Source organism: Methylobacterium sp. Leaf117, assembly GCF_001422985.1.
GTDB lineage: Bacteria > Pseudomonadota > Alphaproteobacteria > Rhizobiales > Beijerinckiaceae > Methylobacterium.
In genome coordinates, this window is sequence record NZ_LMNL01000001.1 from 257,946 (window position 1) to 283,636 (window position 25,691).

28 protein-coding genes are annotated in these 25,691 nt (G+C 68.7%); 12 read left to right on the forward strand and 16 right to left on the reverse strand.

Annotated elements, in window-relative coordinates; genetic code table 11:
* Nucleotides 1-81 precede the first annotated feature (81 nt).
* Nucleotides 82-489 carry a catalase-related domain-containing protein gene (locus tag ASF57_RS24270; protein WP_200935789.1) on the forward strand — a complete coding sequence of 136 codons (408 nt, stop codon included), beginning with the start codon at nt 82-84 and terminating at the stop codon, nt 487-489.
* A 33-nt stretch (nt 490-522) separates the two neighbouring features.
* Nucleotides 523-1,800, forward strand: coding sequence for a crotonyl-CoA carboxylase/reductase (ccrA, locus tag ASF57_RS01135; RefSeq protein ID WP_056189493.1), 1,278 nt, complete (start codon nt 523-525; stop codon nt 1,798-1,800).
* 38 nt (nt 1,801-1,838) lie between these two features.
* On the opposite strand, the gene ASF57_RS26300 is transcribed toward ccrA, so the two are convergent.
* Entirely contained in the window at nt 1,839-2,006 is a 168-nt protein-coding gene (locus tag ASF57_RS26300; RefSeq protein WP_200935790.1) for a hypothetical protein, read from the reverse strand.
* A gap of 172 nt (nt 2,007-2,178) precedes the next feature.
* Here ASF57_RS26300 and leuD point away from each other — a divergent pair, with 172 nt between their 5' ends.
* The 4 genes from leuD to ASF57_RS01155 all read left to right on the forward strand — a co-directional run bounded on the left by leuD (nt 2,179) and on the right by ASF57_RS01155 (nt 5,741).
* The gene (gene leuD / locus ASF57_RS01140; protein ID WP_056189704.1) at nt 2,179-2,781 is read left to right on the forward strand and encodes a 3-isopropylmalate dehydratase small subunit; all 603 of its coding nucleotides are present in this window, start codon (nt 2,179-2,181) and stop codon (nt 2,779-2,781) included.
* A gap of 449 nt (nt 2,782-3,230) precedes the next feature.
* Nucleotides 3,231-4,391 (forward strand): lytic murein transglycosylase, encoded by a 1,161-nt coding sequence (locus tag ASF57_RS01145; protein ID WP_244476791.1) that lies wholly within the window; start codon nt 3,231-3,233, stop codon nt 4,389-4,391.
* Complete coding sequence (locus tag ASF57_RS01150; protein WP_056479034.1) at nt 4,388-4,774, forward strand: RidA family protein; 387 nt, start codon at nt 4,388-4,390, stop codon at nt 4,772-4,774. The genes ASF57_RS01145 and ASF57_RS01150 overlap by 4 nt, the downstream gene beginning before the upstream one ends.
* Nucleotides 4,775-4,787: 13 nt before the next feature.
* Nucleotides 4,788-5,741, forward strand: coding sequence for an NAD-dependent epimerase/dehydratase family protein (locus tag ASF57_RS01155; protein WP_056479037.1), 954 nt, complete (start codon nt 4,788-4,790; stop codon nt 5,739-5,741).
* A gap of 47 nt (nt 5,742-5,788) precedes the next feature.
* Here the strand turns inward: ASF57_RS01155 and ASF57_RS01160 are convergent, their stop codons facing one another.
* From ASF57_RS01160 to ASF57_RS01175, 4 genes are all read right to left on the reverse strand, one after another.
* Complete coding sequence (locus tag ASF57_RS01160) at nt 5,789-6,124, reverse strand: PepSY domain-containing protein (protein ID WP_244476759.1); 336 nt, start codon at nt 6,122-6,124, stop codon at nt 5,789-5,791.
* A 110-nt stretch (nt 6,125-6,234) separates the two neighbouring features.
* Nucleotides 6,235-7,077: a DUF1206 domain-containing protein gene (locus tag ASF57_RS01165; protein WP_056189480.1), complete on the reverse strand. Its 843-nt coding sequence runs from the start codon at nt 7,075-7,077 to the stop codon at nt 6,235-6,237.
* A gap of 27 nt (nt 7,078-7,104) precedes the next feature.
* Nucleotides 7,105-7,446: a hypothetical protein gene (locus ASF57_RS01170; protein WP_056189478.1), complete on the reverse strand. Its 342-nt coding sequence runs from the start codon at nt 7,444-7,446 to the stop codon at nt 7,105-7,107.
* 169 nt (nt 7,447-7,615) lie between these two features.
* Entirely contained in the window at nt 7,616-9,061 is a 1,446-nt protein-coding gene (locus ASF57_RS01175) for a saccharopine dehydrogenase NADP-binding domain-containing protein (RefSeq protein WP_056480111.1), read from the reverse strand.
* A gap of 347 nt (nt 9,062-9,408) precedes the next feature.
* Here ASF57_RS01175 and ASF57_RS26305 point away from each other — a divergent pair, with 347 nt between their 5' ends.
* Nucleotides 9,409-9,585: a hypothetical protein gene (locus tag ASF57_RS26305; RefSeq protein WP_200935791.1), complete on the forward strand. Its 177-nt coding sequence runs from the start codon at nt 9,409-9,411 to the stop codon at nt 9,583-9,585.
* A 21-nt stretch (nt 9,586-9,606) separates the two neighbouring features.
* Here ASF57_RS26305 and ASF57_RS01180 read toward each other — a convergent pair whose 3' ends face one another.
* A complete protein-coding gene (locus ASF57_RS01180; protein ID WP_056479039.1) occupies nt 9,607-10,224 on the reverse strand; it encodes an N-acetyltransferase in 618 nt (205 codons plus the stop codon).
* A 147-nt stretch (nt 10,225-10,371) separates the two neighbouring features.
* Complete coding sequence (locus ASF57_RS01185) at nt 10,372-11,538, reverse strand: type III PLP-dependent enzyme (protein WP_056479042.1); 1,167 nt, start codon at nt 11,536-11,538, stop codon at nt 10,372-10,374.
* 678 nt (nt 11,539-12,216) lie between these two features.
* Here ASF57_RS01185 and ASF57_RS01190 point away from each other — a divergent pair.
* Nucleotides 12,217-13,794 (forward strand): glucan biosynthesis protein G, encoded by a 1,578-nt coding sequence (locus ASF57_RS01190; protein WP_056479045.1) that lies wholly within the window; start codon nt 12,217-12,219, stop codon nt 13,792-13,794.
* Complete coding sequence (locus ASF57_RS01195) at nt 13,791-14,285, forward strand: GNAT family N-acetyltransferase (RefSeq protein WP_156375912.1); 495 nt, start codon at nt 13,791-13,793, stop codon at nt 14,283-14,285. Before ASF57_RS01190 ends, ASF57_RS01195 begins: the two co-directional genes overlap by 4 nt.
* A gap of 67 nt (nt 14,286-14,352) precedes the next feature.
* On the opposite strand, the gene ASF57_RS01200 is transcribed toward ASF57_RS01195, so the two are convergent.
* Complete coding sequence (locus ASF57_RS01200; protein WP_056479048.1) at nt 14,353-14,592, reverse strand: hypothetical protein; 240 nt, start codon at nt 14,590-14,592, stop codon at nt 14,353-14,355.
* Nucleotides 14,593-14,741: 149 nt separating this feature from the next.
* Nucleotides 14,742-15,620: an SDR family oxidoreductase gene (locus tag ASF57_RS01205; protein ID WP_056479051.1), complete on the reverse strand. Its 879-nt coding sequence runs from the start codon at nt 15,618-15,620 to the stop codon at nt 14,742-14,744.
* Between the two features lie 106 nt (nt 15,621-15,726).
* Here ASF57_RS01205 and ASF57_RS01210 point away from each other — a divergent pair, with 106 nt between their 5' ends.
* Nucleotides 15,727-16,125: a helix-turn-helix domain-containing protein gene (locus ASF57_RS01210; protein ID WP_056479054.1), complete on the forward strand. Its 399-nt coding sequence runs from the start codon at nt 15,727-15,729 to the stop codon at nt 16,123-16,125.
* 12 nt (nt 16,126-16,137) lie between these two features.
* Here the strand turns inward: ASF57_RS01210 and glyS are convergent, their stop codons facing one another.
* Together glyS and ASF57_RS01220 are read right to left on the reverse strand one after the other, a co-directional pair.
* Nucleotides 16,138-18,282: a glycine--tRNA ligase subunit beta gene (gene glyS / locus ASF57_RS01215; protein ID WP_056479057.1), complete on the reverse strand. Its 2,145-nt coding sequence runs from the start codon at nt 18,280-18,282 to the stop codon at nt 16,138-16,140.
* Nucleotides 18,283-18,339: 57 nt separating this feature from the next.
* Nucleotides 18,340-19,287: a glycine--tRNA ligase subunit alpha gene (locus tag ASF57_RS01220; protein ID WP_056189455.1), complete on the reverse strand. Its 948-nt coding sequence runs from the start codon at nt 19,285-19,287 to the stop codon at nt 18,340-18,342.
* A 223-nt stretch (nt 19,288-19,510) separates the two neighbouring features.
* On the opposite strand from ASF57_RS01220, the gene ASF57_RS01225 reads away from it, so the two are divergent.
* A complete protein-coding gene (locus tag ASF57_RS01225; RefSeq protein WP_056479061.1) occupies nt 19,511-19,750 on the forward strand; it encodes a hypothetical protein in 240 nt (79 codons plus the stop codon).
* Nucleotides 19,751-19,774: 24 nt separating this feature from the next.
* Here the strand turns inward: ASF57_RS01225 and ASF57_RS01230 are convergent, their stop codons facing one another.
* The 3 genes from ASF57_RS01230 to ASF57_RS01240 form a co-directional block, all read right to left on the reverse strand.
* Nucleotides 19,775-20,629, reverse strand: a complete 855-nt coding sequence (locus tag ASF57_RS01230) for a S49 family peptidase (RefSeq protein ID WP_056479064.1) — start codon at nt 20,627-20,629, stop codon at nt 19,775-19,777.
* A gap of 136 nt (nt 20,630-20,765) precedes the next feature.
* Complete coding sequence (locus ASF57_RS01235; protein WP_056479067.1) at nt 20,766-21,560, reverse strand: methyltransferase; 795 nt, start codon at nt 21,558-21,560, stop codon at nt 20,766-20,768.
* The gene (locus tag ASF57_RS01240) at nt 21,553-21,777 is read right to left on the reverse strand and encodes a DUF2007 domain-containing protein (protein ID WP_056189444.1); all 225 of its coding nucleotides are present in this window, start codon (nt 21,775-21,777) and stop codon (nt 21,553-21,555) included. The genes ASF57_RS01235 and ASF57_RS01240 overlap by 8 nt, the downstream gene beginning before the upstream one ends.
* Nucleotides 21,778-21,935: 158 nt before the next feature.
* Between ASF57_RS01240 and ASF57_RS01245 the strand changes: the two genes are divergently transcribed.
* Nucleotides 21,936-22,955 carry a polyprenyl synthetase family protein gene (locus ASF57_RS01245; protein WP_056479070.1) on the forward strand — a complete coding sequence of 340 codons (1,020 nt, stop codon included), beginning with the start codon at nt 21,936-21,938 and terminating at the stop codon, nt 22,953-22,955.
* A 31-nt stretch (nt 22,956-22,986) separates the two neighbouring features.
* Here ASF57_RS01245 and ASF57_RS01250 read toward each other — a convergent pair whose 3' ends face one another.
* Entirely contained in the window at nt 22,987-24,588 is a 1,602-nt protein-coding gene (locus ASF57_RS01250; protein WP_244476760.1) for an EAL domain-containing protein, read from the reverse strand.
* Between the two features lie 178 nt (nt 24,589-24,766).
* Entirely contained in the window at nt 24,767-25,642 is an 876-nt protein-coding gene (locus tag ASF57_RS01255; protein WP_056479077.1) for a 4-(cytidine 5'-diphospho)-2-C-methyl-D-erythritol kinase, read from the reverse strand.
* Nucleotides 25,643-25,691 lie beyond the last annotated feature (49 nt).

Consider the following 25,691-nt stretch of genomic DNA (forward strand, 5'->3'; position numbering starts at 1 on the left):
CGCGCTCTCGGCCTGCCATTCACGGCACAGTGGTCGGCTGCCCGATCCGGGCGCGGAGCTGATTGCGGTTGGGACGGCAGATTGACGGCGATCGCCGCGGACCTGTCGAACGCGATCGCGCAGGGCGATGGCGGCCGCGATTCCAGGCCCGACGCCGGCGGCCGTCAGCGTCTCGTCGAAACCATCGTCAGCGCGATGGGCGACAGCTCGCGCGCCATCCGGGAGCGGCTGATTGGACATTGGTACAAGGTGCATCCCGACTTCGGTCGCGGCGTCGCCGAGGGCCGGCATCGCCGTCGGTCAGGAGATCGCCGAAGAAACCTGTGGGCAGCGAGCCTTAAAGGTCCGTGGCAAAAGCATAATATTGAATACAGGAAGGCGTCGGTCCGGCCGGCGCCTTCTGCTTGTGGATCGCAAGGTTTCTTGCGCGCCAACGAAAAGATTCTTGGCCGTTGGGGCTCTTGGACGGCTTCGGGTTCGCCGATATAGCGGGCAGCACAAGAAGTCACGGGGAGAGCCAAGATGGCCGCGAGCGTTGCGTCGAGCACGACTGAAATCAAGGACCTGTACGAGATGGGCGAGGTCCCGCCCCTCGGTCACGTGCCGGCGAAGATGTATGCCTGGGCGATCCGGCGCGAGCGCCATGGACCGCCGGAGCAGTCGCATCTGCTCGAAGTCCTCCCGGTCTGGGAGATCGGCGACGACGAAGTGCTCGTCTACGTCATGGCCGCCGGCATCAACTACAACGGCGTCTGGGCCGGCCTCGGCGAGCCGATCTCGCCCTTCGACGTGCACAAGGGCGAGTACCACATCGCCGGTTCGGACGCGTCGGGCATCGTCTGGAAGGTTGGCGCGAAGGTGAAGCGCTGGAAGGTCGGCGACGAGGTCATCATCCACTGCAATCAGGATGACGGCGACGACGAGGAGTGCAACGGCGGCGATCCGATGTTCTCGCCCTCGCAGCGCATCTGGGGCTACGAGACCGGGGATGGCTCGTTCGCGCAGTATTGCCGGGTGCAGTCGCGTCAGCTCATGGCCCGCCCGAAGCATCTGACCTGGGAGGAGGCGGCCTGCTACACGCTGACCCTCGCCACCGCCTACCGCATGCTGTTCGGCCACGCCCCCCACACCGTGCGCCCGGGCCAGAACGTCCTGGTCTGGGGCGCGTCCGGCGGCCTCGGCGTGTTCGCGGTCCAGCTCTGCGCGGCCTCCGGCGCCAACGCCATCGCGGTGATCTCCGACGACACCAAGCGCGACTACGTCATGAGCCTCGGGGCCAAGGGCGTGATCAACCGCAAGGAGTTCGATTGCTGGGGCCAGTTGCCGAAGGTGAACAGCCCTGAATACAACACTTGGCTCAAGGAGGCCCGCAAGTTCGGCAAGGCGATCTGGGAGATCACCGGCAAGGGCAACGACGTCGACATCGTGTTCGAGCATCCGGGCGAATCGACCTTCCCGGTCTCCACCCTGGTGGCCAAGCGCGGCGGCATGATCGTGTTCTGCGCCGGCACCACCGGCTTCAACATCACCTTCGACGCCCGCTACGTCTGGATGCGCCAGAAGCGTATCCAGGGCTCGCACTTCGCCCATCTCAAGCAGGCCTCGGCGGCGAACCAGTTCGTCCTCGACCAGCGCATCGACCCGTGCATGAGCGAAGTCTTCCCCTGGGACAAGATTCCCCAGGCTCACACCAAGATGTGGAAGAACCAGCACGCCCCGGGCAACATGGCCTGCCTCGTCAACGCCCCCCGCGCCGGTCTGCGCACGGTCGAGGACGTGGTCGAGGCCGGAAAGCGCTAAGGTCCGATACCCGATACCCGATACCCGACACCAGACGATCACCTGCCCTTTTCGGAGGGCAGGTGCTTGGCGTATTCTTCGCGCTCTTCCTTCTGCTTGATCAGGTCGGCGTAGGCTTGGCGCATCTCGGGGGAGACCGACACCGTGCGGGCCTTCTCCTTCTTGCGTTTCGGCGCCTTCTTGAACTGGTTCGTGGTTTCGCTCATGGCTGTTCCCCTGGTGTTGCGCACAGCATAGGCCCGATGGGCGACGATCGCGAGACGCGAAGCCCCGTCTTTCGGCGTCGTCGCCCGCCTGATAGAGGTCGGCCCACATGCGGCACCTGCCTCGTCCGGGGATGAGGCCGCCGCCCATCGCGAGACCACGGCGACCGGCATCATGGACAAGTTCACCACCCTGGAGGGCGTCGCGGCGCCCATGCGGATCATCAACGTCGACACCGACCGGATCATCCCCAAGCAATATCTCAAGACGATCAAGCGCACCGGCCTCGGCAAGGGCCTGTTTTCCGAGATGCGATACCGGGACGACGGCTCCGAGAACCCGGATTTCGTCCTCAACAAGCCGGCCTATCGCAACGCCCGGATCCTCGTCGTCGGTGACAATTTCGGTTGCGGCTCGTCGCGCGAGCACGCGCCCTGGGCCCTGACCGATTTCGGCATCCGCTGCGTGATCTCGACGAGTTTCGCCGACATCTTCTTCAACAACTGCGCCAAGAACGGCATCCTGGCGATCACGGTCTCGCCGGAAGACCTGGAGAAGCTGTTCGAGGATGCCGAGCGCGGCTCCAACGCCACGCTCTCAGTCGATCTCGAAGCCCAGACCATCAAGGGTCCGGACGGCGGCACCCTGCATTTCGACATCGATTCCGGTCGCAAGGAAAGCCTGCTCAACGGCCTCGACGAGATCGGCCTCACGCTGAAGCGAGCGCCCAAGATCGACGCCTACGAGGAGAAACTGGCGGCGCGCGGGTTCGCCTGAGGAGCTGCGGCAAGACGCCTCCCGGCAAGACCGGGCGATCGAAAGTCCGTGGCGCTCCGTCATTCCGGGGCGCCGCAGGCGAGCCCGGAATCCATAGCCGCCGACAGTGTAAGGCCTGGTACCACCTGAGTTTCTGGATCCCGGGCTCCGCTGCGCGGCCCCGGGATGACGCAGTGCTCCGAGTGGTTTCCGCCATCATATCGGCATTCTGCCTGAGGTTGTGTTGGGGGCTGCTGTACGCTGTGCGCAGATCCAACAGGCTGAGTTGGCCAAGCGATACCCAACACCCCGAGAGCACCAAGCCATCACCCCAACGAATCGGTCTCGCCCTCAACCGTTCGTTAACCCTGGTATCGCCTGAATCGCCGCTCACGATCGATGGGTACGTAGTGGCGGAGAACACGATGGCATTCGGCCGACCGGGCAAGACGGCGACCCTCTCCCTCGGGATGGCTGCGGCCCTCCTGTCGATCTCCGCTCCGGCGCGGGCCGATTTTCAGGGCTGCCTCGCCAACCTCCAGGCGCAGGCCGCGGCGCAGGGCATCTCGGCCCAGACCTTCCGGGCGGCCACCGCCGGCATCGCGCATGACGAGAAGGTGCTGGAACTCTCCCAGGCTCAGCCCGAGTTCAAGACTCCGATCTGGGATTACATGGCCGCCCTGGTCGACGAGGAGCGTGTCGACGACGGCAAGGCGGCGATGCGTCAGCACGCACAGGCGCTCGCCAACGCGGAGGCGCGCTACGGCGTCGACCGCCACACCATCGCGGCGGTCTGGGGCGTCGAGTCGAATTTCGGCAAGAACCTCGGCAAGATGCCGCTGGTCCAGTCCTTCGCCACCCTGATCTGCGCCAATCACCGCCGGAAGGACTTCTTCAAGGGCGAGCTGATGGCCACCCTGAAGATCATCGAGCGCGGCGACATCGACCCCTCGCGCCTCAACGGCTCCTGGGCCGGCGCCTTCGGCCAGACCCAGTTCATGCCCACCACCTACCAGCGTCTCGCCGTCGACGGCGATGGTGACGGACGTCGCGATCTGGTCGATTCGGTGCCGGACGCCGTCGCCTCCACGGCCAACTTCCTGCGCGTCGCCAAGTGGAACAACGGCCAGCCCTGGGGCTATGAGGTCAAGGTCCCGCGCGGCTTCAACGCCGGCGCCGCCGGGCGCAAGAACAAGAAGCCGGTGGCGCACTGGGCCTCCCTCGGCGTCACTCGCATCGACGGCCGCCCGCTCTCGGGCGACGGGCCGGCGGGTATCCTGCTGCCGGCGGGCAGCGACGGGCCGGCCTTCCTGGTGACGAAGAACTTCGACGCGCTCTACTCCTACAACGCCGCCGAATCCTATGGTTTGGCCATCGCGGTGCTGTCCGATCGCCTGCGCGGCCGCGCGGGCATCCAGGCGGAGTGGCCGACCGACGATCCGCCCCTGTCCCGGGCCGAACGCCGCGATCTCCAGGCCCGTCTGACCAAGCGCGGCTTCGACGTCGGCGAGCCGGACGGCAAGGTCGGGTCGAAGACCCGCGACGCGATCAAGGAGGTCGAGCGCAGCCTCGGCATGCCGGCGACCGGCCGTCCCGGTGCCAAGGTGCTGGAGGCGCTGCGACGCGGATGAGTGCGCGCCGCCTGATCAGCTCGGGGTCGCCCTTCGAGACCGCCTACGGCTATTCCCGTGCCGTGGTGCAGGATGGCGACGTGTTCGTGGCCGGAACCACCGGCTACGATTACGCCACGATGACGATGCCGGACTCGGCGGAGGATCAGGCCGAGGCCTGCTGGCGCACGATTGACGCCACGCTGGTGGACGCGGGGTCGTCGCTGGCAGGGATCGTGCGGGCGACCTATTACGTCACCGATCGCGCGGATGCCGAGGCGGTGCTCGGAATCTGTGGGCGGGTGTTGGCCGATGTCCGGCCGGCCGCCACCATCGCCATCGTGGCGGGCCTGCTGCGCCCCGAGATGAAGGTCGAGATCGAGGTCACCGCGAGACTGCCCTAGGGAGAACCCGATCGTGGTCGCACGGCTGATCGCATTGACGGGCGCCACCGGATTCATCGGGCGCCACCTGCTCCACAGCCTGTCGCAGCGGGGCTATCGCGTGCGGGTCCTGCTGCGCCGGCCGGTCGCGATGCCGGAGGGCGCCACCAGCGCCGTGGTCGGGGACCTGACGCGGCCGATGAACATGGCGGCAGCGCTCGCCGGCGTCGACGCGATCGTGCATTCGGCCGGGCTTGCCCATGCGATGTCGGGAACGCCGGAGGACGACTTCCGCGCCTCGAACACCGAAGCCACGCTGCGCCTCGCCGAAGCCGCCGCCCGCGCCCGCGTGAACCGCTTCGTCTTCCTCTCGTCGATCCGAGCCCAGGTCGGCTTCGCGGCGTCCGGCATCGTGACGGACACAGACCTGCCGGCGCCGACCGAGCCGTACGGACGCTCGAAGCGCGATGCCGAGGCAGCCCTGGCGGGGACCGATCTCGACTGGGTCGCCCTGCGACCCGTCCTGGTCTACGGAGCCGGCGCGAAAGGCAATGTCGCCCGCCTGATGCAACTGGCCCGCTCGGCGGCGCCTCTGCCGTTCGGGCGCCTCGACGGTCGGCGCTCGCTGGTCTCGGTCGAGAGCCTGGGCGCCGCGGTAGCGGCGGTTCTCGAAGCGCCCGGCCCGCTGCGCCGGCCCCTGATCGTCGCCGAACCCGATGCCCTGACCCTGCCGGACATGATCACGGCGTTGCGGGCCGGTCTCGGGCGTGGGCCGGGTCTGGTGCCGGTGCCGAGGAGCCTGCTCGGCCTCGCCTGCCGCCTCACCGGTCGGGAGGCCCTCTACGCTCGGCTGGCCGGCGATCTGGTGGCGCGGCCCGATGGGCTGTTGGACCTCGGCTGGACCCCGGCTACCGCCGCCCGGGACGGGCTGGTGCGGCTCGCCCGGGAGAGCCTGGCCGGCCACGGACCGAACGGAAACCAGACATAAAAAAAGCCCGGCACCGCGCCGGGCTCTGTCGCGAAATAGGCTGTCGATCAGCGGCGGACGTCGAGCACGTCGCCGGAGCGACTGTCGATGACCACGGTCAGGTCGTCGCCGCGACGGTCGGAGCCGCGGACGATCATCCGGGGACCGCGCCGGTCGACGCCGTCGACATCGACGAGGCCTTCGCGCCGGGCGATCCGCGCCGCCTCGCCCCGGGACAGCTCGCTGCGCGGCGGACCGCGATCATCGTAGCCGCGACGGTAGCCGGGATCGACCTGGACGCCGCCGGGGCCGATGGAGATCCCCTGCGCGGAGGCGGGCGCGGCGGTCAGGCCGAGGCCGAGCGCCATGAGGCTGCCGGCGAGAATGGTCGAACGAATGGACAACTGGGCTTCCCCCTCTTGCGCGCATCGGGGCGGCACCATCAGCCTCAATACCTGGACGCACGAACTGCGCCTCAATCGACCGATGCGCGCGTTGGTTCCGTGGGCGCGACTCAGCGGACCGCCTTGAGGGCGGCCGCGACGGCGTCGTCCGTTTGGTCGATATCGGGCGCATCGATGTGGCGGAACCGCGCCTGGATCAGGCCGAAAGCTCCGAAGGCGAAATGTCCGGCCGCCACGATGGCGAGCAGGACCCAGCCGTAGGGCTGGGCGCGCAGGGCCGCGAAGGCACCGGCAAGCCCCTTCACTTCGGACGAGGCCTGGTACCAGGCCGCCGCGATGAAGAACCCGCCGATGATCAGGAACGCGATGCCGCGCGCGGCATAGCCGAACTGCCCGATCGGCTTGGCCCAGCGGCAATGGTCGGCGTCGAGCTTCAGGCGGTCGGTCACGTCGCCCTTGAAGGCCTTCACCAGGAAGGCGACCCCGCCGCCCATCACGCCGAGGCCGATCAGGCCGACGAGCCACAGCCCGAACGGCTTGGCGAGGAGCCAAGCGGTCCAGTCCTGCGCCTTGTCGCCGCCGCCTCGGCTCAGACCGAGGGCGAGACTCGCGGCGGTGATCGCGAGACCGGTGTAGATCACCGCACTGAGGAGATGGGCGAGGCGCACGATGCTGCCCTTGAGCGACGTGCCGCGGCGGTCAGCGTCGGTGACGCCCTCGACTAGGCGCCAGATCGCGAATCCCAGGAGCCCGACGGCGATCAGGCCGACCAGCACGGCACCGAACGGCCCGGCCAGGACCCAGCGGATGGCGCTCTCGCTGTCGCCCGCGCGTCCCCCCCGGCCGATCGCCGCCAACAGGGCGAGGCCGCCGACCAGACAGTAAACGACGCCGCGCGCGCCGTATCCGAACCGAGCCAGACGCTCGATTGTGTTGAGTCCAAGTGAAAACACGGCGCTTCCTGGTATTCCACGACTGGTTCAGTCGGAGGAACGCGCAGCCTTGCCAGATAGTGCCACGTAGAAGCCGAGGCCGTCGCCAGCCGGCAGGGTCTGCAGGCGATCGACCAGACCCTTGCGCTTGGCGTCGAGCAGAAGCCGTCCGATCGGTTGGAACAGGGTTTCGCCGCCGCCCTCCGGCGGAGGATCGAGACGGAGCGCCACCGTCTTGCCCTTCCCGAACCGGCTGCGCTCCAGCATGTCGGCAAGCGACGCTTCCGCCGTCGGTCGGTTCACCCCGCGCAGGTCGAGCACCGATTCGGCGTCGGTGACGCCGAGCGAGCCACGCAGCTTGGCGGCATAGAAATCTTCGAAGTGAGGCACCGGGCAATGCAGTCCTGGCTGGAGACGAAGACGGATCTGCGCGTCAGAGCGCGATGCCATCGTAGACGTCTGTCAGTCCAGCGCACAACGGGGTCGGGGTGCGTCGTGTCGGGTTCAGTCCCCGGCACCAACGGTGCGCCGGGAACCGATCAGGCGAGTCGCAGGCCGATCAGCCGTGAACGAGCACGTTCCGGAACTGCCACGGATCGCTGGTGTCGATGTCCTCGGGGAACAGGCCCGGGCGACCGGTCAGCGGGGTCCAGTCGGTATAGACGCCGACGACGGGGCCGAGATACGGGGTCTGCACCTCGAGGCAGCGGCGGAAGTCCATCTCGTCGGCCTCGACGATGCCGGCCTCCGGGTTCTCCAGGGCCCAGACCATGCCGGCGAGCACGGCCGAGGTCACCTGCAGGCCGGTGGCATTCTGGTAGGGGGCGATGCGGCGGGTCTCTTCGATGGAGAGCTGCGAACCGTACCAGTAGGCGTTCTTGGCGTGGCCGTAGAGGAGAACGCCGAGCTCGTCGATGCCGTCCACGATTTCGGTCTCGTCGAGGATGTGGTGCTTCTCCTGAACCTTGCCGCCATTGCCGAACATCTCGTGCAGCGACAGGACGGCGTCGTTGGCCGGGTGGTAGGCGTAGTGGCAGGTCGGGCGGTAGGCGGCGCGCTCACCCTCCAGCACGGTGTAGTAGTCGGAGATCGAGACGGCCTCGTTGTGCGTCACCAGGAACCCGAACTGCGACTGGGCGGTCGGGGTCCAGGAGCGCACGCGGGTGTCGGCGCCGGGCTGCAGCAGGTAGATCGCGCAGCGCGACCCCTTCTCCTGCTCGCGGGCGTTGTCGGGCTTCCAGGTCTCGTGGGTGCCCCAGCCGAGTTCGGCCGGCTGGTTCCCTTCGGAGACGAAGCCTTCCACCGACCAGGTGTTGACGAACACGCCCATAGGCTTGGCCGACTTGGCGCGCTGGGTGTCGCGCTCGGCGATGTGCACGCCCTTGACGCCGACCTCGCGCATGAGCGCGGCCCAGCCGGCGCGGTCCTTCGGCTCGGGGGTCTTCAGCCCGAGATCGCCGGCGACGTTGAGGAGCGCCTGCTTGACGAACCACGAGACCATGCCGGGATTGGCGCCGCAGCACGAGACGGCGGTGATGCCGCCCGGGCTCGCCGCGCGGGCGTCGAGGATGTCCTGGCGCAGGGCGTAGTTGGTGCGGTCGCCCTGGCTCTTGTTCTTGTCGAAGTAGAAGCCCGGCCAGGGCTCGGCCACGGTGTCGATGTAGAAGGCGCCGAGTTCGCGGCACAGTTCCATGATGGCGCGCGAGGAGGTGTCGACCGAGAGGTTGACGCAGAAGCCCTGGCCGCCGCCCTCGGTGAGGAGGGGCGTCAGGATTTCGCGGTAGTTCTCCTTGGTGAGCGCCACCTGCTCAAAGCGCAGGCCATGCTTGTCGGCCAGCGCCTTGTGCGCATCGGACGGCTCGACGACGGTGAAGCGGGCCTTGTCGTACTCGAAGTGGCGCTCGATCAGCGGAAGGGTGCCGCGCCCGATGGAGCCGAAGCCGATCATCACGATGGGGCCGGTGATGCGGCCGTGGACGGGCCAGGAGGTTGCGGCTTCGGTCATCAGCACTCGATCCTTCTCATACTCAATTCGTCGTCATCGCTCGGCGAGCGCCGTGCTTAGGCGCCGCAAATGACGAACAAGCGACGGGCTCAGTGACGTTTGCGGCCCGCAGGGTCAACTCCCCGACCGGATCGGCGTCCACCTGCGCGACGGGCCGGGCTCGACGCAGGGGTTACGGAACCTTGAATCGTCCCATGTGTCGGACGCGGGTCGCCGTCCCACCGCAACGGATTGCAGACCGCCTCCGACACTCCGATATTGCACTGCAACAGAACAACGCCGATCCCCGTCTTCAGAGGGGTCGACAGCGAGGAAGCGTCCGTCCCTCGACGCCACGGACCGCCGCCATGCTTTCCCTGATCACCGCACGCCTTGCCGCCCCCGTCGACGAGCCGATCGATCGCGATCCCGGCATCATTACGCTGGCCGCCTCCATCCTGCGCATGATGGGCCGTCGCCACGACGCCGCCTTTCAGCGTCGCTGCGAACTCGCCGCCAAGGCCGAGCATCACTCCGCGATCTGAGGTGCGGCGTCGGGCCGACCGTCAGGCCACTCGTCGTCGCGAGGCCGCACCGGCCACGGCGAATGGCCGCTCGCCGATGATCGGTTCGGCGATCGGCAAGGCCACCACGTCCGCTGTGTCCGTGCGGTCGGGTGCCGAATCATCCCAGGCTCCGGTGGCTCGCACGATGCCGCGCGCGCCCGATAAAGTCTCCGGCCGCAATTCGAGCCCGAGCAGGCGATCGCGCTCGAACGGACCAGGCATGAACAGCCCCTCCGCCAGCGCCGGCGAGAAGCCGAAGCGCGCATAGTACGGCGCGTCACCCATCAGCAGCACGGCGCCGTGACCGAGGATCGTCGCCCGGCGCAGAGACGCGTGCATCAGCATCGTGCCGAGACCGATGCCCTGAAGGGACGGATCGACGGCGAGCGGGCCGAGCAGCAGGGCGGACCGGCCGAGGCCAGCCTCCACGTGCCAGAGGCGGACGGTGCCGATCACCCGGTCGTCCTGCTCGGCCACCAGGGCCAGCCCCTCGGCCGGAAGACGCCCCTCGCGCAGGCGCTCGGAGGTCTTCAGGCGTCGCGCCTCGCCAAAGCAGGCGTCGAGCAGTCGTTCCCGGGCGACGAGGTCGGCGGGTTTCTCATCACGGATCTGGACCAAGGCCGCACCCTTCCCGAACGTTGGGCAGGCGACGAAACGATCCGGGCGCCATCGCGGAGGATGCGCACGGGGCGAGCATGTGGGAGGCCACCGCCGGGCACCCTCGCTGGAGGGTGCCCGACCTGCGCGTCACGACCGTAGAGTGGTTCAGATGACGTATTGCTGAAGGGGCGGGAAGCCGTTGAACGCCACCGCCGCATAGGTGGTGGTGTAGGCACCTGCGCCCTCGATCAGCACCTTGTCGCCGATCGAGAGCGACACCGGCAGCGGATACGGCACCTTCTCGTAGAGCACGTCGGCCGAATCGCAGGTCGGGCCGGCGAGGACGCAGGGCGTCATGCGGTCCTCGTCGTGCTCGGTGCGGATCGCGTAGCGGATCGACTCGTCCATGGTCTCGGCCAGACCGCCGAACTTGCCGATGTCGAGATAGACCCAGCGCACCTCGTCCTCGGCCTCCGACTTCTTCGAGACCAGCACGACCTCGGCCTCGATCATGCCGGCATTGCCGACCATGCCGCGGCCCGGCTCGATGATGGTCTCGGGCATGTGGTTGCCGAAGTGCTTGGTCAGCGCGCGGAAGATCGCGTCGCCGTAGGATTCCACGCCCGGCACCGCCTTGAGGTACTTGGTCGGGAAGCCGCCGCCGAGGTTGACCATCGACAGGCTGATGCCGCGCTGGGCGCATTCCTCGAAGATCATGGCGGCGGAGGCCAGTGCCCCGTCCCAGGCCCCGGTGTTGCCCTGCTGCGAGCCGACATGGAAGGAGACGCCGTAGGCGGTGAGGCCCTGGCGATGGGCGTGCTCCAGCACGTCAACCGCCATCTCCGGCACGCAGCCGAATTTGCGCGACAGCGGCCACTCGGCCCCGGCCCCGTCGCACAGGATGCGGCAGAACACCTGCACGTCGGCGCTCTCGACCCCGACCGCGTCGGCGGCGCGGGCGATCTTCTCGACCTCGGCTTGGCAATCGACGGCGAAGAGGCGCACGCCGAGCTTGAGCGCACGGGCGATGCAGCGCTCCTTCTTGATGGTGTTGCCGAACGAGACCCGGTCGGCGGTGGCGCCGGCGGCGAGCGCCATCTCGACCTCGACCACCGAGGCCGTGTCGAAGCAGGAGCCCATCTCGGCGAGCAGGCGCAGCACCTCGGGAGCCGGGTTCGCTTTGACCGCATAGAACACGCGGGTGTCCGGCAGGGCGCGCGCGAACGCGGTGTAGTTGTCGCGCACGACCTCGAGGTCGAGCACCATCACGGGCCCTTCGTCCTGGCCCATGTCGCGGCGGGCGCGGAGGAAATCGCGGATACGATCGGTCATGGTCGTTCCAACCCACAGGTTCGCGGCCGCCCTCACGGGGCGCGCTGTCGAATGTCAGGACGACGCGAGTCGTCCGGCGTCTGGGGGCGCTGCGTCGCGACGCATCGCGTGCTTTGGAGACACGCGAAGCGCAGCGGGCGCGAGAGCACCCGGAAGCTGCCTTGGATTGGAAGGGAGGACCCCCACCGCACGCCGGGCAAAGAGAAACAAGCCTCTTCGGTGCCGGCCTTTGGAGGGCCGACGAGACCAAAAAAGCCCGTTCGTCGTTGCTTTAAGCTGCGTCCCCCGTGGAGAGCGGGGTTCGCCGGTTTCGCCTCCGGCTGCCGGTTGTTGTCGGGGTCCGGTGTTGCCACCTGGATGCCGGCCGGAGGGAATCCACCCTGTCGACCATCGATCCTTTAAGACCCCTGGCGGCTGTCCGGCAGTTGGCCGGATGCCCACCAACCGACACGCGGCCACAGGCACGTGCGAAATTGGGCAAGGCGCATATACGGTCAGGGCGTTCCGGCCACAAGGGAAAGCCGTGTTTTTCACCAACCTTCTGCTGTGAGCAGCCAGGGCTGTTGCATAAACGCCGCGCCGGTTTTCTTGACCGCGCCGATGGGCTCTTCCCAAGGGGCCGCGGACGGGCCATCAAGCGCACGGTTTTCACGCGTGGACGCACCGGGTCGCAGGCCAATGACAGAACTCAACCGGCGCTCCGTCGTCCAGGGTCTGGCGGCGACCGCGGCCTTCGTCGCGGGTACCGCGGAGGGGCAGGCGCAGCCGCCGGACCGGCGGCCCGAAACCCCGTTCGGCTTCGCCGATGTGGAGCGCCGCGCCAGCGACCTCGCCAAACTTCCCTACGACGCCCGGATTCCGGCGCTGCCGGCGCCGATCGCCAAGCTCGACTACGATGCCTGGCGCGATATCCGCTTCAAGCCCGACAAGGCGTTCCTGGGGGAGGGGAGCCCGTTCCGGCTCCAGCTCTTCCACCTCGGCTTCCTCTACAACCGCCCCGTGACGGTGAACCTCGTGCGCGGCGGGGTGGCGACGCCGATCCCCTATCAGGGCAGCCTCTACGACCTGGGCCGGACCAAGCTCGACCGGGCGCTGCCGCTCGATCTCGGGTTCGCGGGAATCCGCATCCATTCCCCCCTGAACAAGCCGAACCTGCTCGACGAACTGATCAGCTTCCTGGGGGCGAGCTACTTCCGCTTCCTCGGGCGCGACCAGCTCTACGGTTTGTCGGCGCGCGGCATCGCGGTCAATGTCGAGGGCGTCGGCGGACCCGAGGAGTTCCCGGTGTTTCGCGAGTTCTGGATCGCCCAGCCCGAGACCAATGCCGATGCGCTGGTGATCGACGCGCTCCTCGACGGTCCCTCGCTGACGGGCGCATTTCGCTTTACCGTGCGGCCGGGCGACGAGACCAGCGTCGGCGTGACGGCGACGTTGAACCCGCGGGTCGATCTCGCCACGGTCGGTCTCGCGCCGCTGACCTCGATGTATTTCATCGGCGAGAACGACCACAGCCACACCGACGATTACCGGCCGGAACTCCATGATTCCGACGGGTTGCAGATCGCGGCGGGCAGCGGCGAGTGGCTGTGGCGCCCGCTGGAGAACCCGGCCGCGCGCCGCATCTCGACCTTCGCCGACCGCGACCCCAAAGGCTTCGGGCTGCTGCAGCGTGACCGCCACTTCGAGGCCTATCAGGACCTGGAGGCCTCCTATAGCCGACGCCCCGGCTACTTCGTCGAGCCCGAGGGCGCCTGGGGCGAGGGCGCCGTGATGCTGATGGAACTGCCCACGGATACGGAGGTGAACGACAACATCGTCGCCTGCTGGCGGCCGGCTCAAGCCTATCCGGCCGGGACGCCGGTGCGGCTCGCCTACCGGGTGCGGACGGTCGGCGGCGAGACCCTGCATCCCGGCGGGCAGGTGGTGAACACCTTCAGCGTAGCGCCGGTGGCGAGCGGAACCGCGAAGGCCGCCGAGATCAAGGGCGGTCTCGTACGCCGCTTCCTCATCGATTTCGCCGGCGGCGAACTCGGCTATTACCGTCCCGATCCGGCCAAGGTCGAGATCGTGGCCGGTACCTCGGCGGGCCGGATCACCGCCACCTCCCTGGTGCCGAATCCGCATATCGACGGCTTTCGCGCCGCCGTGGATGTGGCTCTCGAATCGACCGGGCAATCGACCGATCTGCGGGCCTTCCTCAAGGCGGGCGGCCGCGCGCTGACGGAAACCTGGACCTGTCCCTGGACCGCCACGTGAGCGCGCCTTCGCCGAAGGCGGAGCCGCCCCCCATCGTCACGCTGCGGGTCGCCACGCCGGCCGACCTCGACGCGCTGGTCGCCCTCGAACATGCGGCCTTCGCCGGTGACCGGGCCGAGCGCCGCTCCATCCGGCACGCCATCCGGTCGCCGAGCATGACCGTGCTGGTGGCGATCATGGATGACGGGGCGGAGCAGGACATTCTGGTGGGCGCGGCCACCCTGGAGCGGCGGCGCGGCAGCCGCAACGCGCGACTCTCGTCGATCGCGGTCTCGCCGCTGCGGTCGGGTCTGGGCCTCGGCAGCCGCATACTCGACGGCGCCGAGGACGATGCCAGGGCCCATGGCTGCACCCGGCTGCGCCTCGAGGTCCGGGCCGACAACGGCGCCGGCATCCGCCTCTACGAGCGCCGCGGCTACGTGCGGTTCGCGGTCATCCCGGATTATTACGAGGATGGCATGGAAGCCTGGCGCTACACCAAGGACCTCTGAACGGACATGACCCGTCCCGGCCAAGGCCGGAACGGGTCATGGATCGAGCCGGACTAAAGCGACGAAATCAGTCGCAGCTCTCCTTCGTGACCGTCTTGCGGTCGCCGAGGTCGTTCTCCTTGGTCACCGTCTTCGAGGAGCAGCCGTCGCTCGACTCGCGGCGCTCGACCGTGCGGCTCTCGGAGGCGGGGCGATCGACGACCACGGTGTCGGGCGCATCACGGTGGATCACCGTGGTTTCGGCCTGGGCGGCGGAAGCACCGAACAGCGTTGCCAGGGTCAGGGCGGCGAGAACGGGGTGGCGCATGGAGAACTCCCAAGTTGAAACTGCCGCCACAACGGAGATCGCCGTCAAACCGTTCCGCTTAACGCGGAGACATCTTGATCAATGGTTACGAATACGCGCCGAGCGCTGATGTTGCCCCGGTTGCGTCGGCGCGCATTCTGACAATCGACTCAACCAAGGGCAGCAGCGAGCGTCGTAGCAAGGGGAGTCGTCGGCCGTCCGATCAGGGCACGCAACGCATGGCCCGCGTCGAACAGGGCGTCTTTGGCGGCGCCGGCATCGGAATCCGCGAGCAGACTCGCCAGCCCCTCGGGGAGCCCCGCGGTCAGGAGGGCCGAGCGGTAATCCGCCGCCGCCAGATCCTGATAGCGCAGCGGTCGGCCGGAAATGCGGGCGGCTTCGGCGGCGAAGTCCGCCAGGGTGTAGGCCGCGTCGCCCGCCAGTTCGTAGATCCGGCTCTCGGACGATCCGGCGGTCAGCACGGCAGCCGCAGCCTCGGCGTAGTCGGCTCGCGCCGCGCTGGCGATCCGTCCCGCGCCGGCGCTTCCGAACATGACGCCCCGTGCCAGGGCAGCCGGGAGGGCGGCGGCGTAGTTCTCGGTGTACCAGCCATTGCGCAGGAGGACGGTCGGCACGCCCGACCCCGCCAGGGCCGCCTCGGTGGCCCGATGTTCCTCGGCCAGCGCGAGGGGCGAGGTGTCGGCCCGCAGCAGGCTGGTATAGGCGATCACTTTCACTCCCGCATCGACGGCCGCCGCGATGACGTTGCGGTGCTGAGCGACGCGCGACCCGACTTCGCTCGACGAGATCAACAGCAGGCGATCGATGCCCGCGAAGGCGACGCCGAGGGTATCCGGCGCTGCGTAATCGGCGACCCGGACCTCGACGCCGCGCGCCGCCAGGTCCTGCGCGGCGGGCGTGTCGCGGTTGCGGACGCCGGCGACGATCGTACCGGCTGGCACTGCGCGCAGCAGCGCCGCGATGACAAGACGTCCGAGTTGACCGGTGGCTCCGGTGACGAACAGGCGCGGAGACGGGGTCTGCGACATGGCTGGGCTCCTGGTGGTTTCTTTCCGACACAAGGTCTATAAAAGAGACCGCCCAGGCCCGTAAGACGGCAGGTTTTTGTGTCCAGGTTACCGTGGAGGAACCACCATGGCCGAAGGGCCGGACCTCGCCCGCAAGTTCGCGTCCTGGCAGGATCTCGGCTTCGACCCGGACCATTGCCCGGTCCGCGACGTGCTGAGCCATCTCGGCGACAAGTGGACGACGCTGATCATCGCCGCGCTGGCCGGTGGCGCGCAGCGGTTCGGGGCGATCCATCGGGTGATTCCCGACATCTCGAAGCGGATGCTGACGCAGACCCTGCGCGACCTGGAGCGGGACGGGCTGGTGAGCCGTCGCGTGTTCCCGACCAGCCCGCCGAGCGTCGCATACAGCCTCACGCCGCTGGGCGGCTCGCTGCTCGATCCGCTCGGTGTGCTGGTCGAGTGGGCGGAGCGGAACCACCCCGCCATCCGCGCGGCCCGGACGCGCTTCCGGGCCGATCCTTGAGCGGCGGGGCGCTCAGCCCTCGATGCGGGAGAAATCCGCCACTTCGCGCGTCGCCGCCCGCAGAGCATTGAGCAGGGCGAGGCGGTTCCGGCGCAGGTCCGCATCGTCGGCATTCACCGTGACGCGCTCGAAGAACGCGTCCACCGGCGCGCGCAGGGTCGAGAGCGCCTGCATGGCCCCGGCAAAATCCTCAGCCGCCACCGCCGCCGAGGCCTTTTCGCGGGCCACCGCAAGAGCCTCCGCCAGGGCGCGCTCCTCCGGCTCACCCGTGGCAGCCTGCCCCGCATCCGGGGCGGCGTCGTAGGTGCGGCCGTCCTTCTTCTCCTCGATGCGCAGAATGTTGGCGGCGCGCTTGTAGCCGGCGAGCAGATTCTTGCCGTCATCGGTCTCCAGGAACGAGCCCAGCGCCTCGACGCGGCGCACCACCATCAGGAGGTCGTCCTGCCCGGGCAGGGCGAACACCGCATCGATCAGGTCGTGGCGGGCGCCCTTGTCGCGCAGGTAGACTTTGAGGCGGTCGGCGAAGAAGGCGAGGAGACTGGCAGCGTCCGCGTCGCTCTCGCTCAAGGCAGCGTCCGCCTCGATCCGCGGCGTACCGCCGTAGTTTCGCAAGCCATCGGCTGCCGCCTGGTATCCGTCGTGCAACAGGGACAGCTTGACGGTGTTCTCGATCAGCAGCCGGATCACGCCGAGCGCCGCGCGCCGAAGGGCATACGGGTCCTTACTGCCGGTCGGCTTCTCGTCGATCGACCAGAATCCCACCAGGGTGTCGAGTTTGTCCGCGAGCGCCACCGCGACCGCGACCGGATCGGTCGGAACCCGATCGGAAGGGCCGACCGGTTTGTAATGATCCTCGATTGCCGCCGCGACGCTCTCCGGTTCGCCCTGGAGCGCCGCGTATTTGCGCCCCATCAAGCCCTGCAGCTCGGGAAACTCGCCGACCATCTCGGTGACGAGGTCGGCCTTGGCGAGCGTCGCCGCGCGCTCGGCCAGATCCGGGTCGGCCCCGACCAGGGGCGCCAGTTCACGAGCCAGGGCGGCGATGCGCTGCACCCGCTCCCCCTGCGTGCCGAGCTTCTCGTGAAACACGATGCTGTAGAGCTTGGGCAGGCGGTCGTCCAGCCGGATCGCCTTGTCGGTCTCCCAGAAGAACTTGGCGTCCGACAGGCGCGCCCGCACCACGCGCTCGTTGCCGGCCGTGATGGCGAGGCCGCCATCGCTGGCGACGAGGTTCGATGTCAGGATGAAGGCGGGCGCGAGGGTGTCGGTGCCGGCCCGGCGCAGGACGAAGCACTTCTGGTTGGCCCGGATGGTGGCCCGGATCGCCTCGGCCGGGATGTCCAGAAAGGTCTCGTCGAACGAGCCCATCAGCACCACGGGCCATTCCACCAGACCGGCGACCTCCTCCAGCAGGCCCTCGTCCTCCACCAGTTCGAGGCCGCGCGCGAAGGCGAGGTCGCGGGCATCGTGCAGGATGATGTCCTTGCGGCGCTCCACGTCGAGCACGACCTTGGCGCGCTCCAGGGCCTGGACGTAGTCGTTGAAGCGCCGGACTTCGATCGCCTCGGGCGCGAGGAAGCGGTGGCCGTAGGTGGTGGTGCCGGCGACGATGCCGTCGACCGCGAACGGCACCACATCCGGGGTCTCAGTCTCCGGCCCGAAGGTGGCCACGATGGATTGCAGCGGCCGCACCCAGCGCAGGGCGCCCGGCTGCGCCGAGGCCTTGCCCCAGCGCATGGATTTCGGCCACGGGAAGCTGCGGATGATCTGCGGCAGGATCTCGGCCAGGACGTCGAGGGTCTCGCGGCCCGGCCGCTCGATCACCGCCGCGTAGAACTCGCCCTTCTTCGGGTCGGTCACAATGGTGGCCTGGTCGAGGCTCGCCAGCCCCGCGCTCTTGAGGAAGCCCTGGACCGCTCCCTCCGGCGCGCCGACCCGGGGGCCCTTGCGCTCCTCGCGCACGTCCTGCCCGCGCGGCGGCAGGCCGGCGACGTGCAGCGCCAGCCGGCGCGGCGTCGCGAAGGCCTTGGCGCCCTCGTAGAGGAAGCCGCGCTCGACCAGAGCGTCGGTGACGAGCTTCCGCAGATCGTCGGCCGCACGCCGCTGCATGCGGGCGGGAATCTCTTCGGAGCGGAGTTCGAGGAGGAGGTCGGGCATGGGCGGGGCGTCCGGGAAGATGTTCGAGAAGGCGAGGAGCGTCGGCAGCGCGATGGGTCAGGCCGCCCCGCCGCCCGCCGTGCGCAGGTACGCCGCCCCGCAGGCCTTCGCGAGTTCGCGCACCCGGAGGATGTAGCTCTGACGCTCGGTCACCGAGATGACGCCGCGGGCGTCGAGCAGGTTGAAGACGTGGCTCGCCTTGATGCACTGGTCGTAAGCCGGCTGAGCCATCCGATGGCGATCGGACTCGCCCGTGGGTGCTCCCGCGTCGAGGTAGGTCCGGCAGGCTTTTTCCGCGTCGGTGAACTGGCGGAACAGCATCGCGGTGTCGGCCGCCTCGAAGTTGTGGCGCGAATATTCCTGCTCGGATTGCAGGAAGACGTCGCCGTAGGAGACGCGCTCGTCGCCCGTGCCGCCGTTGAAATTCAGGTCGTAGACGTTCTCGACGCCCTGGACGTACATCGCCAGGCGCTCGAGCCCGTAGGTCAACTCGCCGGCGACCGGCGCGCATTCGATGCCGGCGACCTGCTGGAAGTAGGTGAACTGGCTCACCTCCATGCCGTCGCACCAGCACTCCCACCCGAGCCCCCAGGCGCCCAGCGTCGGGCTCTCCCAATCGTCCTCGACGAAGCGGATGTCGTGGAGCTTCATGTCGACGCCGATGGCATCGAGGGAGGCGAGGTAGAGTTCCTGCAGGTTCGGCGGATTGGGCTTCAGGATGACCTGGAACTGGTAATAGTGCTGCAGCCGGTTGGGGTTCTCGCCGTAGCGCCCGTCCTTGGGCCGGCGCGAGGGCTGCACGTAGGCGGCCTTCCACGGCTTCGGTCCCAGTGCCCGTAAGGTGGTGGCCGGATGGAAGGTGCCGGCGCCCACCTCCATGTCGTAGGGCTGCAGGATGACGCAGCCCTGCGCCGCCCAGAACCGCTGAAGCGTCAGGATCAGGCCCTGGAACGAGGTCTTGGGCGCGAGATCGACGGCGCTCGACAGGGGATTGGCGCTCGACATGGGTCTTCCGGTCCGTGGAGGGACGGCCAGCGTTTAAGAGGCCGGTCCGGGGTGTCAAGCGACGGCGCCGCGCAGGCCCGTTTACCACGCGGGTGTGGCGGCACACACATTTCGGCCACGATTCGACATAGCGGTGGAACGGTCTCGCTTGCTGCCAAGTTTATCCGGCAATCAAGGGGTTTTCGCCGCCTCCCGGGCGGACGACAATTTGGATCTTCGCGCCATGCGCTCGTCTTTCACAGTGTTCGCCACCCTCGTTGCAGCTTCCCTCGTTGCGACCCCGCTGGTCATCACGGCGTCGAACGCGCTCGCGACCGGTGAATATTCGGATGCGGTGACGATGCCGGCAGCCGTGACTCCGATCGAGGTGGCGGCCGTACCGGCACCGGTCCTGGCCGAGACCTGCGCCCGGAAGGTTCGGGTCGTCTATGCCGGCTACGGCAACGACGCCTGCAAGCGCTGAACCGCGGCGTCTCGCAGCGACACGCTACAAGCCATAGCGGGCGAAGGCGGCGCGATCCTCGATCGCCGCCATCACCTCGCCCGCGACGCTGCTACCCGGTGCCGAGCGGCGCAGCAGCCGCGCGATCAGCGAGCCCTTCTTGTCGGCGATGAAAACCAGTTCGACCGTATCGCCGTAGCGCGCCCGAAGCGTCGAGCGGGCATCGCCGAGCCCATCCACCAATCCGAGCGGCACGGCCTGCTGGCCGGTCCAGACCGCGCCGGTGAAGAGATTCTCGCCCTGCGCCGCCAATTTCGGGCGCCGTGCGCTCACCAGCGCGGTGAAGAGCGCCTGCACGTCGGCCTGGATGACCTTGAGGCGCGCGACGTCGGCGGCGTCTTCCGGGCGGAACGGGTCGAGCATCCCCTTGGCTTCGCCCTGCGTGTGCACCCGACGGTCGACGCCGATGCGCTCGATCAGGCGGTCGAACCCGAACCCCGCCGAGACGACGCCGATCGATCCGACGAGGGACATCGGATCGGCGATGATCTCGTCGGCGGCACAGGCGATCATGTAGCCGCCCGAGGCCGCCACATCCTCCACGAAGGCGAGAACGGGAAGCTTCTTCTCGGTCGCTAGAGCGCGGATGCGCTGGTGGATCAGGTGGGACTGGGCCGGTGCGCCGCCGGGCGAATTGATAACGAGGGCGACCGCCGAGATGCCGGGTGTCGTGAAGGCGCGCTCCAGGCTGCTGGCCAGACCGCCGATCGAGAGCCCGGCCCGGAACGGCGACACGGCTCCGATCGCTCCGCTGAGCCGCAGGACGGCAACGCGCGGGACGTTTCGGCGCCAACGGCGCGGCAGGAGCGCGCGCAGGGGACCCGGCAGGGAAATCGGCATGGTGCAGCGACTCGAGGTTGCTTAAAACGCGGACCGGCGCGACCGCGCTGCCCGGGGGAGCGCGACTGGGCCGTCCCCGAGCCTGAACTGGGGCGAGCCGAACCGCTTTGCCAGCCTCGCTGTCGTCGCCCCCGGTTCAGGGCGTGTCAGAGGTCTGGCCGATCCAGCCTCGGCCGGCATTGAGCCCCTCGGTCACCTCCGTGAACCGACCGGCTTCGTCCTGCAGGATGAGCGCCGGCAGGAGCCCGAAGGGCCCCCGGCTGCCCTTGACGGCACTGACGAGGATGCGGATCGCCGGGCGGTCGGGTCTTGCCTGCACCGGCCGGACGGTCACGGCGCCGAAACGCCCCTTCAGGGCATCGAGGCAGGCGGGCAGGGCGTCGGCCCGGTGGATCAGGCCGAGACGCCCGTGCGGGCTCAGCAGGTCGGCACAGGTGCGGAGCCAGCCGTCGAGTCCGCCTTCGGGGTCGGCCATGCCATAGCCATGCGCGCTGGCCTTGGCCGTCACCGGCGAGGCGCGGTAACGGCCGGGCTCGAAGAACGGAGGGTTGGTCAGGACGAGACCGGCGACGCCGGAGGCGAGCCCGGCGGCGCGGCGCTGGGCGCCCGTTGCCAGGACATCCGCAACGATCACCGTGGTCCGGTCGCCGAGTCCATTCGCGTCCGCGTTGATCCGGGCCAGCCCGGCGAGTTCGGGCTCGCGCTCGACCAGGACCACCCGGGCGTCGGGATGGCGCAGGGCGACGGCGAGGCCGACCGCCCCGGTGGAAGCCCCGACATCGCAGACGATGGTGCCCGGTTCCGGCACCATCAGGCTCGCCAGCAGCACCGCATCGGTGCCGGCCCGGTGTCCGCCGCGCGGAGGCTGATGCAGCCGGAGGCGGCCGCCGAGCCAGAGATCGGGCGGGGCAAGAGTCAGGGGATCAGGCATCCCGAAGCTCATGGGCGAGACCCGCATCGGTGAGCAGGCGCCGCGCCTGGCGGGCATGGTCGTGCGGCACCAGGAGCCGCCGGGCGAAAGCGCCGATCGAGCCTTCCAGCAGGCTCATATGCTGGTCGGCCACGAGGACCGGGATCGACGCGCCCTCCAGAAGCGACTGGGCGAAGCCGATGAGAACGATGTCGTTGCTGCGGATCAGTTCGGTCATGCATCGTCATCCGGGGCGACATCATGGGCGCAGCTTGTCGCTGTAGCTTGCGGCATGGTGCGTGTTGCAGCGCCATCGGGCGCATGCGATGGGGTGTCACAGACGCGATCGATTGGATCGCGCCGCGTTGGCGTAGGGAAGCGGGAGGTCTCGAGGTCTTGGGCGTCGTAGTTCCGATCGATGAGAGCAGCCCCGACCCGGAGGCGAGCCTGGCCGACCTGGTCTCCCTGGTGTCCAGCGGCATGGAGCGCGTCAACGCGACCATCCTGTCACGGACCGGGTCCGACGTGCAGATGATTCCGGAAGTTGCCAACCACCTCATTTCGTCGGGCGGCAAGCGTCTGCGTCCGATCCTCACCCTGGCGACCGCCGACCTCTGCCACTATGCCGGGGACGGCGCCGTGAAGCTCGCGGCCAGCGTCGAGTTCATGCATACCGCTACGTTGCTGCATGACGACGTGGTCGACGGCAGCGACATGCGGCGCGGCAAGGTCGCGGCCCGCATCAAGTGGGGCAACGAGGCGAGCGTCCTCGTCGGCGATTTCCTTCTGGGACAGGCCTTCCGCATGATGGTCGAGGTCGGCTCCCTCAAGGCCCTCGACATCCTGTCGGCAGCAGCCACCATCATCGCCGAGGGCGAGGTGATGCAGCTGACCGCCGCGAAGAATACCGAGACGAGCGAGGACGAGTACCTCGCCGTGATCAGCGCCAAGACGGCCGAACTGTTCGCCGCCGCCTGCGAGGTCGGTCCGGTCCTCGCCTCCCGCGCCGAAGCGGAGCAGGCGGCCTGCCGCGCCTACGGCATGAATCTCGGCATCGCCTTCCAGCTCATCGACGACGTGCTTGATTACGGCGGCACCAGCGACACCCTCGGCAAGAACGTCGGCGACGATTTTCGCGAGGGCAAGATCACCCTGCCGATCGTGCTGGCGGTCCGGCGCGCCACCGTCTCCGAGCGCAGCTTCTGGAAGCGCACGCTGGAACTCGGCGAGGTGGCCGATGCCGACCTGGAGACCGCCCGCACCATTCTCCGGCGACACGGCGCCCTGGAGGAGACGATGGCGCGCGCGCGCCTTTACGGGGATCGGGCGCGCGATGCCCTGAAGCCGTTCCCGCCGAGCCCGATGAAGCACGCGCTCCTGCAGGTCGTGGATTTCTGCATCGCGCGGGCTCACTGAGCCTTCGCCGTGGGCGCAGGCCCCTGGGCTTTCAGGCCGCGACGTGATCCGGGACGGGAGGCGCGCTGAGGATCGGATTGCTGCCGCTCCGGCTCTCCGTGGTTTCCATCGGGGACGGGGCGATCACGATCCGACCGGCAGCGTCGGTCCATTGGACCAGCAGTTCGTCCGTGATGCCCTTGTCCTGCGGTTTCCCGAACAGATAGCCCTGTCCGTAGGTGCAGCCCTGGCCGGCGAGCCAGTCGACGCTCGACCCGGTCTCGATGCCCTCGGCGGTGGTCAGGAGACCGAGGCTGGAGCCGAGGGCGATGATCGCGTCGACGAGCTTCGCTCGCTCGCTGCTGAGCCGCATCGCCTCGACGTAGCTGCGGTCGATCTTGAGCTTGTCGAAGCGCAGCTCGCGCAGATGATAGAGGCTGGAATAGCCGGTCCCGAAATCATCGAGGGCGACGCGGATTCCGAAGGCCTGGAGTGACGTCAAAGCGGTCCGCGCCGCCTCCAGGTCGTTGACCAGGGCGGTCTCGGTGATCTCGATTTCGAGGCGGTACGGAGCGAAACCGGTCTCGGTCAGGATCGCCAGGATGCGCTCGGGCAGGCGTGGGTCCCGCAGCTGGATCGGCGAGATATTGACCGCGAGCTGCAGGTGAGCGGGCCATTGGCGCGCATCCGCGCAGGCCTTGCGCATCAGCCCCCAGGTCAGTTCGGCGATCTGGTCGGTCTCCTCGGCCAGGGTGATGAAGGCGTCGGGTCCGAGAATTCCGTGCTGCGGGTGGTTCCAGCGCGCCAACACCTCGAAGCCGATCAGGTCTCGGCCGGGCAGCGAGACCACCGGCTGGTAGAACGGCTCGATTTCCCCGCGTTCGATTCCGACCCGCAGTTCGCCCTCCAGGCGTGCCCGCGCCTTGAGAGCGTGGCCCATATCGAGGTGGAAGAACCGGAAGGTGGCGCGGCCGTCGCGTTTGCCCTGATCCATCGCGACGTCGGCGGAATGCAGCAGGGCTTCCGCGATTCGGCATTCCTCCGTCGCCGTCGTGATCCCGACGGTGGCGCCGATCTCCAGATGCCCCTGTTCCCAGGCGATCGGTTGCGAGATCGAGGCGATGATCCCTTGCGCCAGGCGCGCCAGAACCTCCAGATCGTCACCGGGATCGACCAGGAGGGCGAATTCGTCGCCGCCGAGACGGGCGAGGAAACCCTGGGCGGGCCGCAGAAGGCGGAGCCGGTCGGCCACCACGCACAGGGCGGCATCGCCGGCGGCATGGCCGTGGAGGTCGTTGACCGGCTTGAAGCGATCGAGGTCGATCAGCATCACGGCGATGCGCGGAACGCCCGCCGCATCCGAACCGCCCTGAATGCGGGCCTCGAGGGTTTCGCGGAACAGGCGCCGGTTGGCGAGCCCGGTCAGCGCGTCATGGCGTGCCACCGATTCGGCCTGCGCCTCGGCGCCGTCGCGATCCCGCATGGCCCGGCGCAGTTTCAGCGATTTGCGCACGCTCGCCGCGACAAGGCCCAGGCTCATGCACAGCGACAGCATCAGGAGGTCCTGAAGCTCGTAGGTCCGGGTCGCCTCGCCGAGGAAAGTGAAGAAACCGAGCCGCGTTCCGAGAAGCCAGACGCAGGTTCCGATCATCATGAGACAGAGAAGCTCGCGAAGCTCCCCTTCCCCCCATGACTTATGACCGTGATCGGGCATCGACCGCTCCTTGCGCGCGGCGATCCTGCGGAGACAAGTCTTGCTTGGGCGTAAAGTTTACAGAGGAAGTGCGCCGAAACGGACGCAAATACGCTGGCTCACGCCGATGCCTGGGGCCTTATCGCAGAAAGGCCGCGCTGACCCACCAGTTCGGTTGTGCCGCCGACAGGTGCCGGGCCGCCCGCGCCGCGTCGGAGCGATGATCGAACAGCGCGAAGACCGTGGCGCCCGACCCCGACATGCGGGCGAGCCGGCATCCGGGTTCCCGGCGCAAGGCGGCCAACGCCACGTCGATGGCTGGAGCAAGGGTCCGGGCCGGTGCCTCCAGGTCGTTGCGGGCGGGGCCGATTGCCTCGAGCAGGCCCGAGCGGGACAGGCGAGCCGCGATGACCGGATGTGCATCGGTGCCGTAGCGCTCGCCCACCGCGAGGCCGAGCGCCCGGAAGATCGGTGCGGTCTCGACCGGAACGCCCGGATTGACCAGCACTGCGGGAATGGGGGTGAGGTCGAGGGCCGGGCCGATCGATTCGCCGGCCCCTCGCATCATCCGGGCGCGCGGCATCAGGCAGACGGGAACGTCGGCACCGGTGGTGCGCGCGGCGGCGATCAGGTCGGGATGATCGGGCGCGAGATCGTTCCAGCGGCCGAGGAGGCGCAGGGCCGCCGCCGCGTCGGAGGAGCCGCCGCCGATGCCGGCGGCCACCGGAAGGCGCTTGACCAGGTGGAAGGCCCCGTGGCGCAGGCCGGGGCGCAGGCGCGCCAGATTGCGGGTCGCCTTGATGACGAGGTTGTCGTCGAGGGGGCCGGCGGGGCCGGCGGTCGGCCCGGTGACCGTCAGGGTCAGGTCGGGGCCGGGCTCCAGGGTCAGGGTGTCGCCGGCGCCCGTGAAGGCCACCAGGCTCTCCAGCTCGTGATAGCCGTCGCCGGCCCTCCGGCCGAGGACGTGGAGCGTCAGGTTGATCTTCGCCGGAGCGCGGGTGACGAGGAGGGACACGGCGCCTCGGAGCTTGAGCGTGGAACGGGTGCGGGGCCGGTCTGGCCTC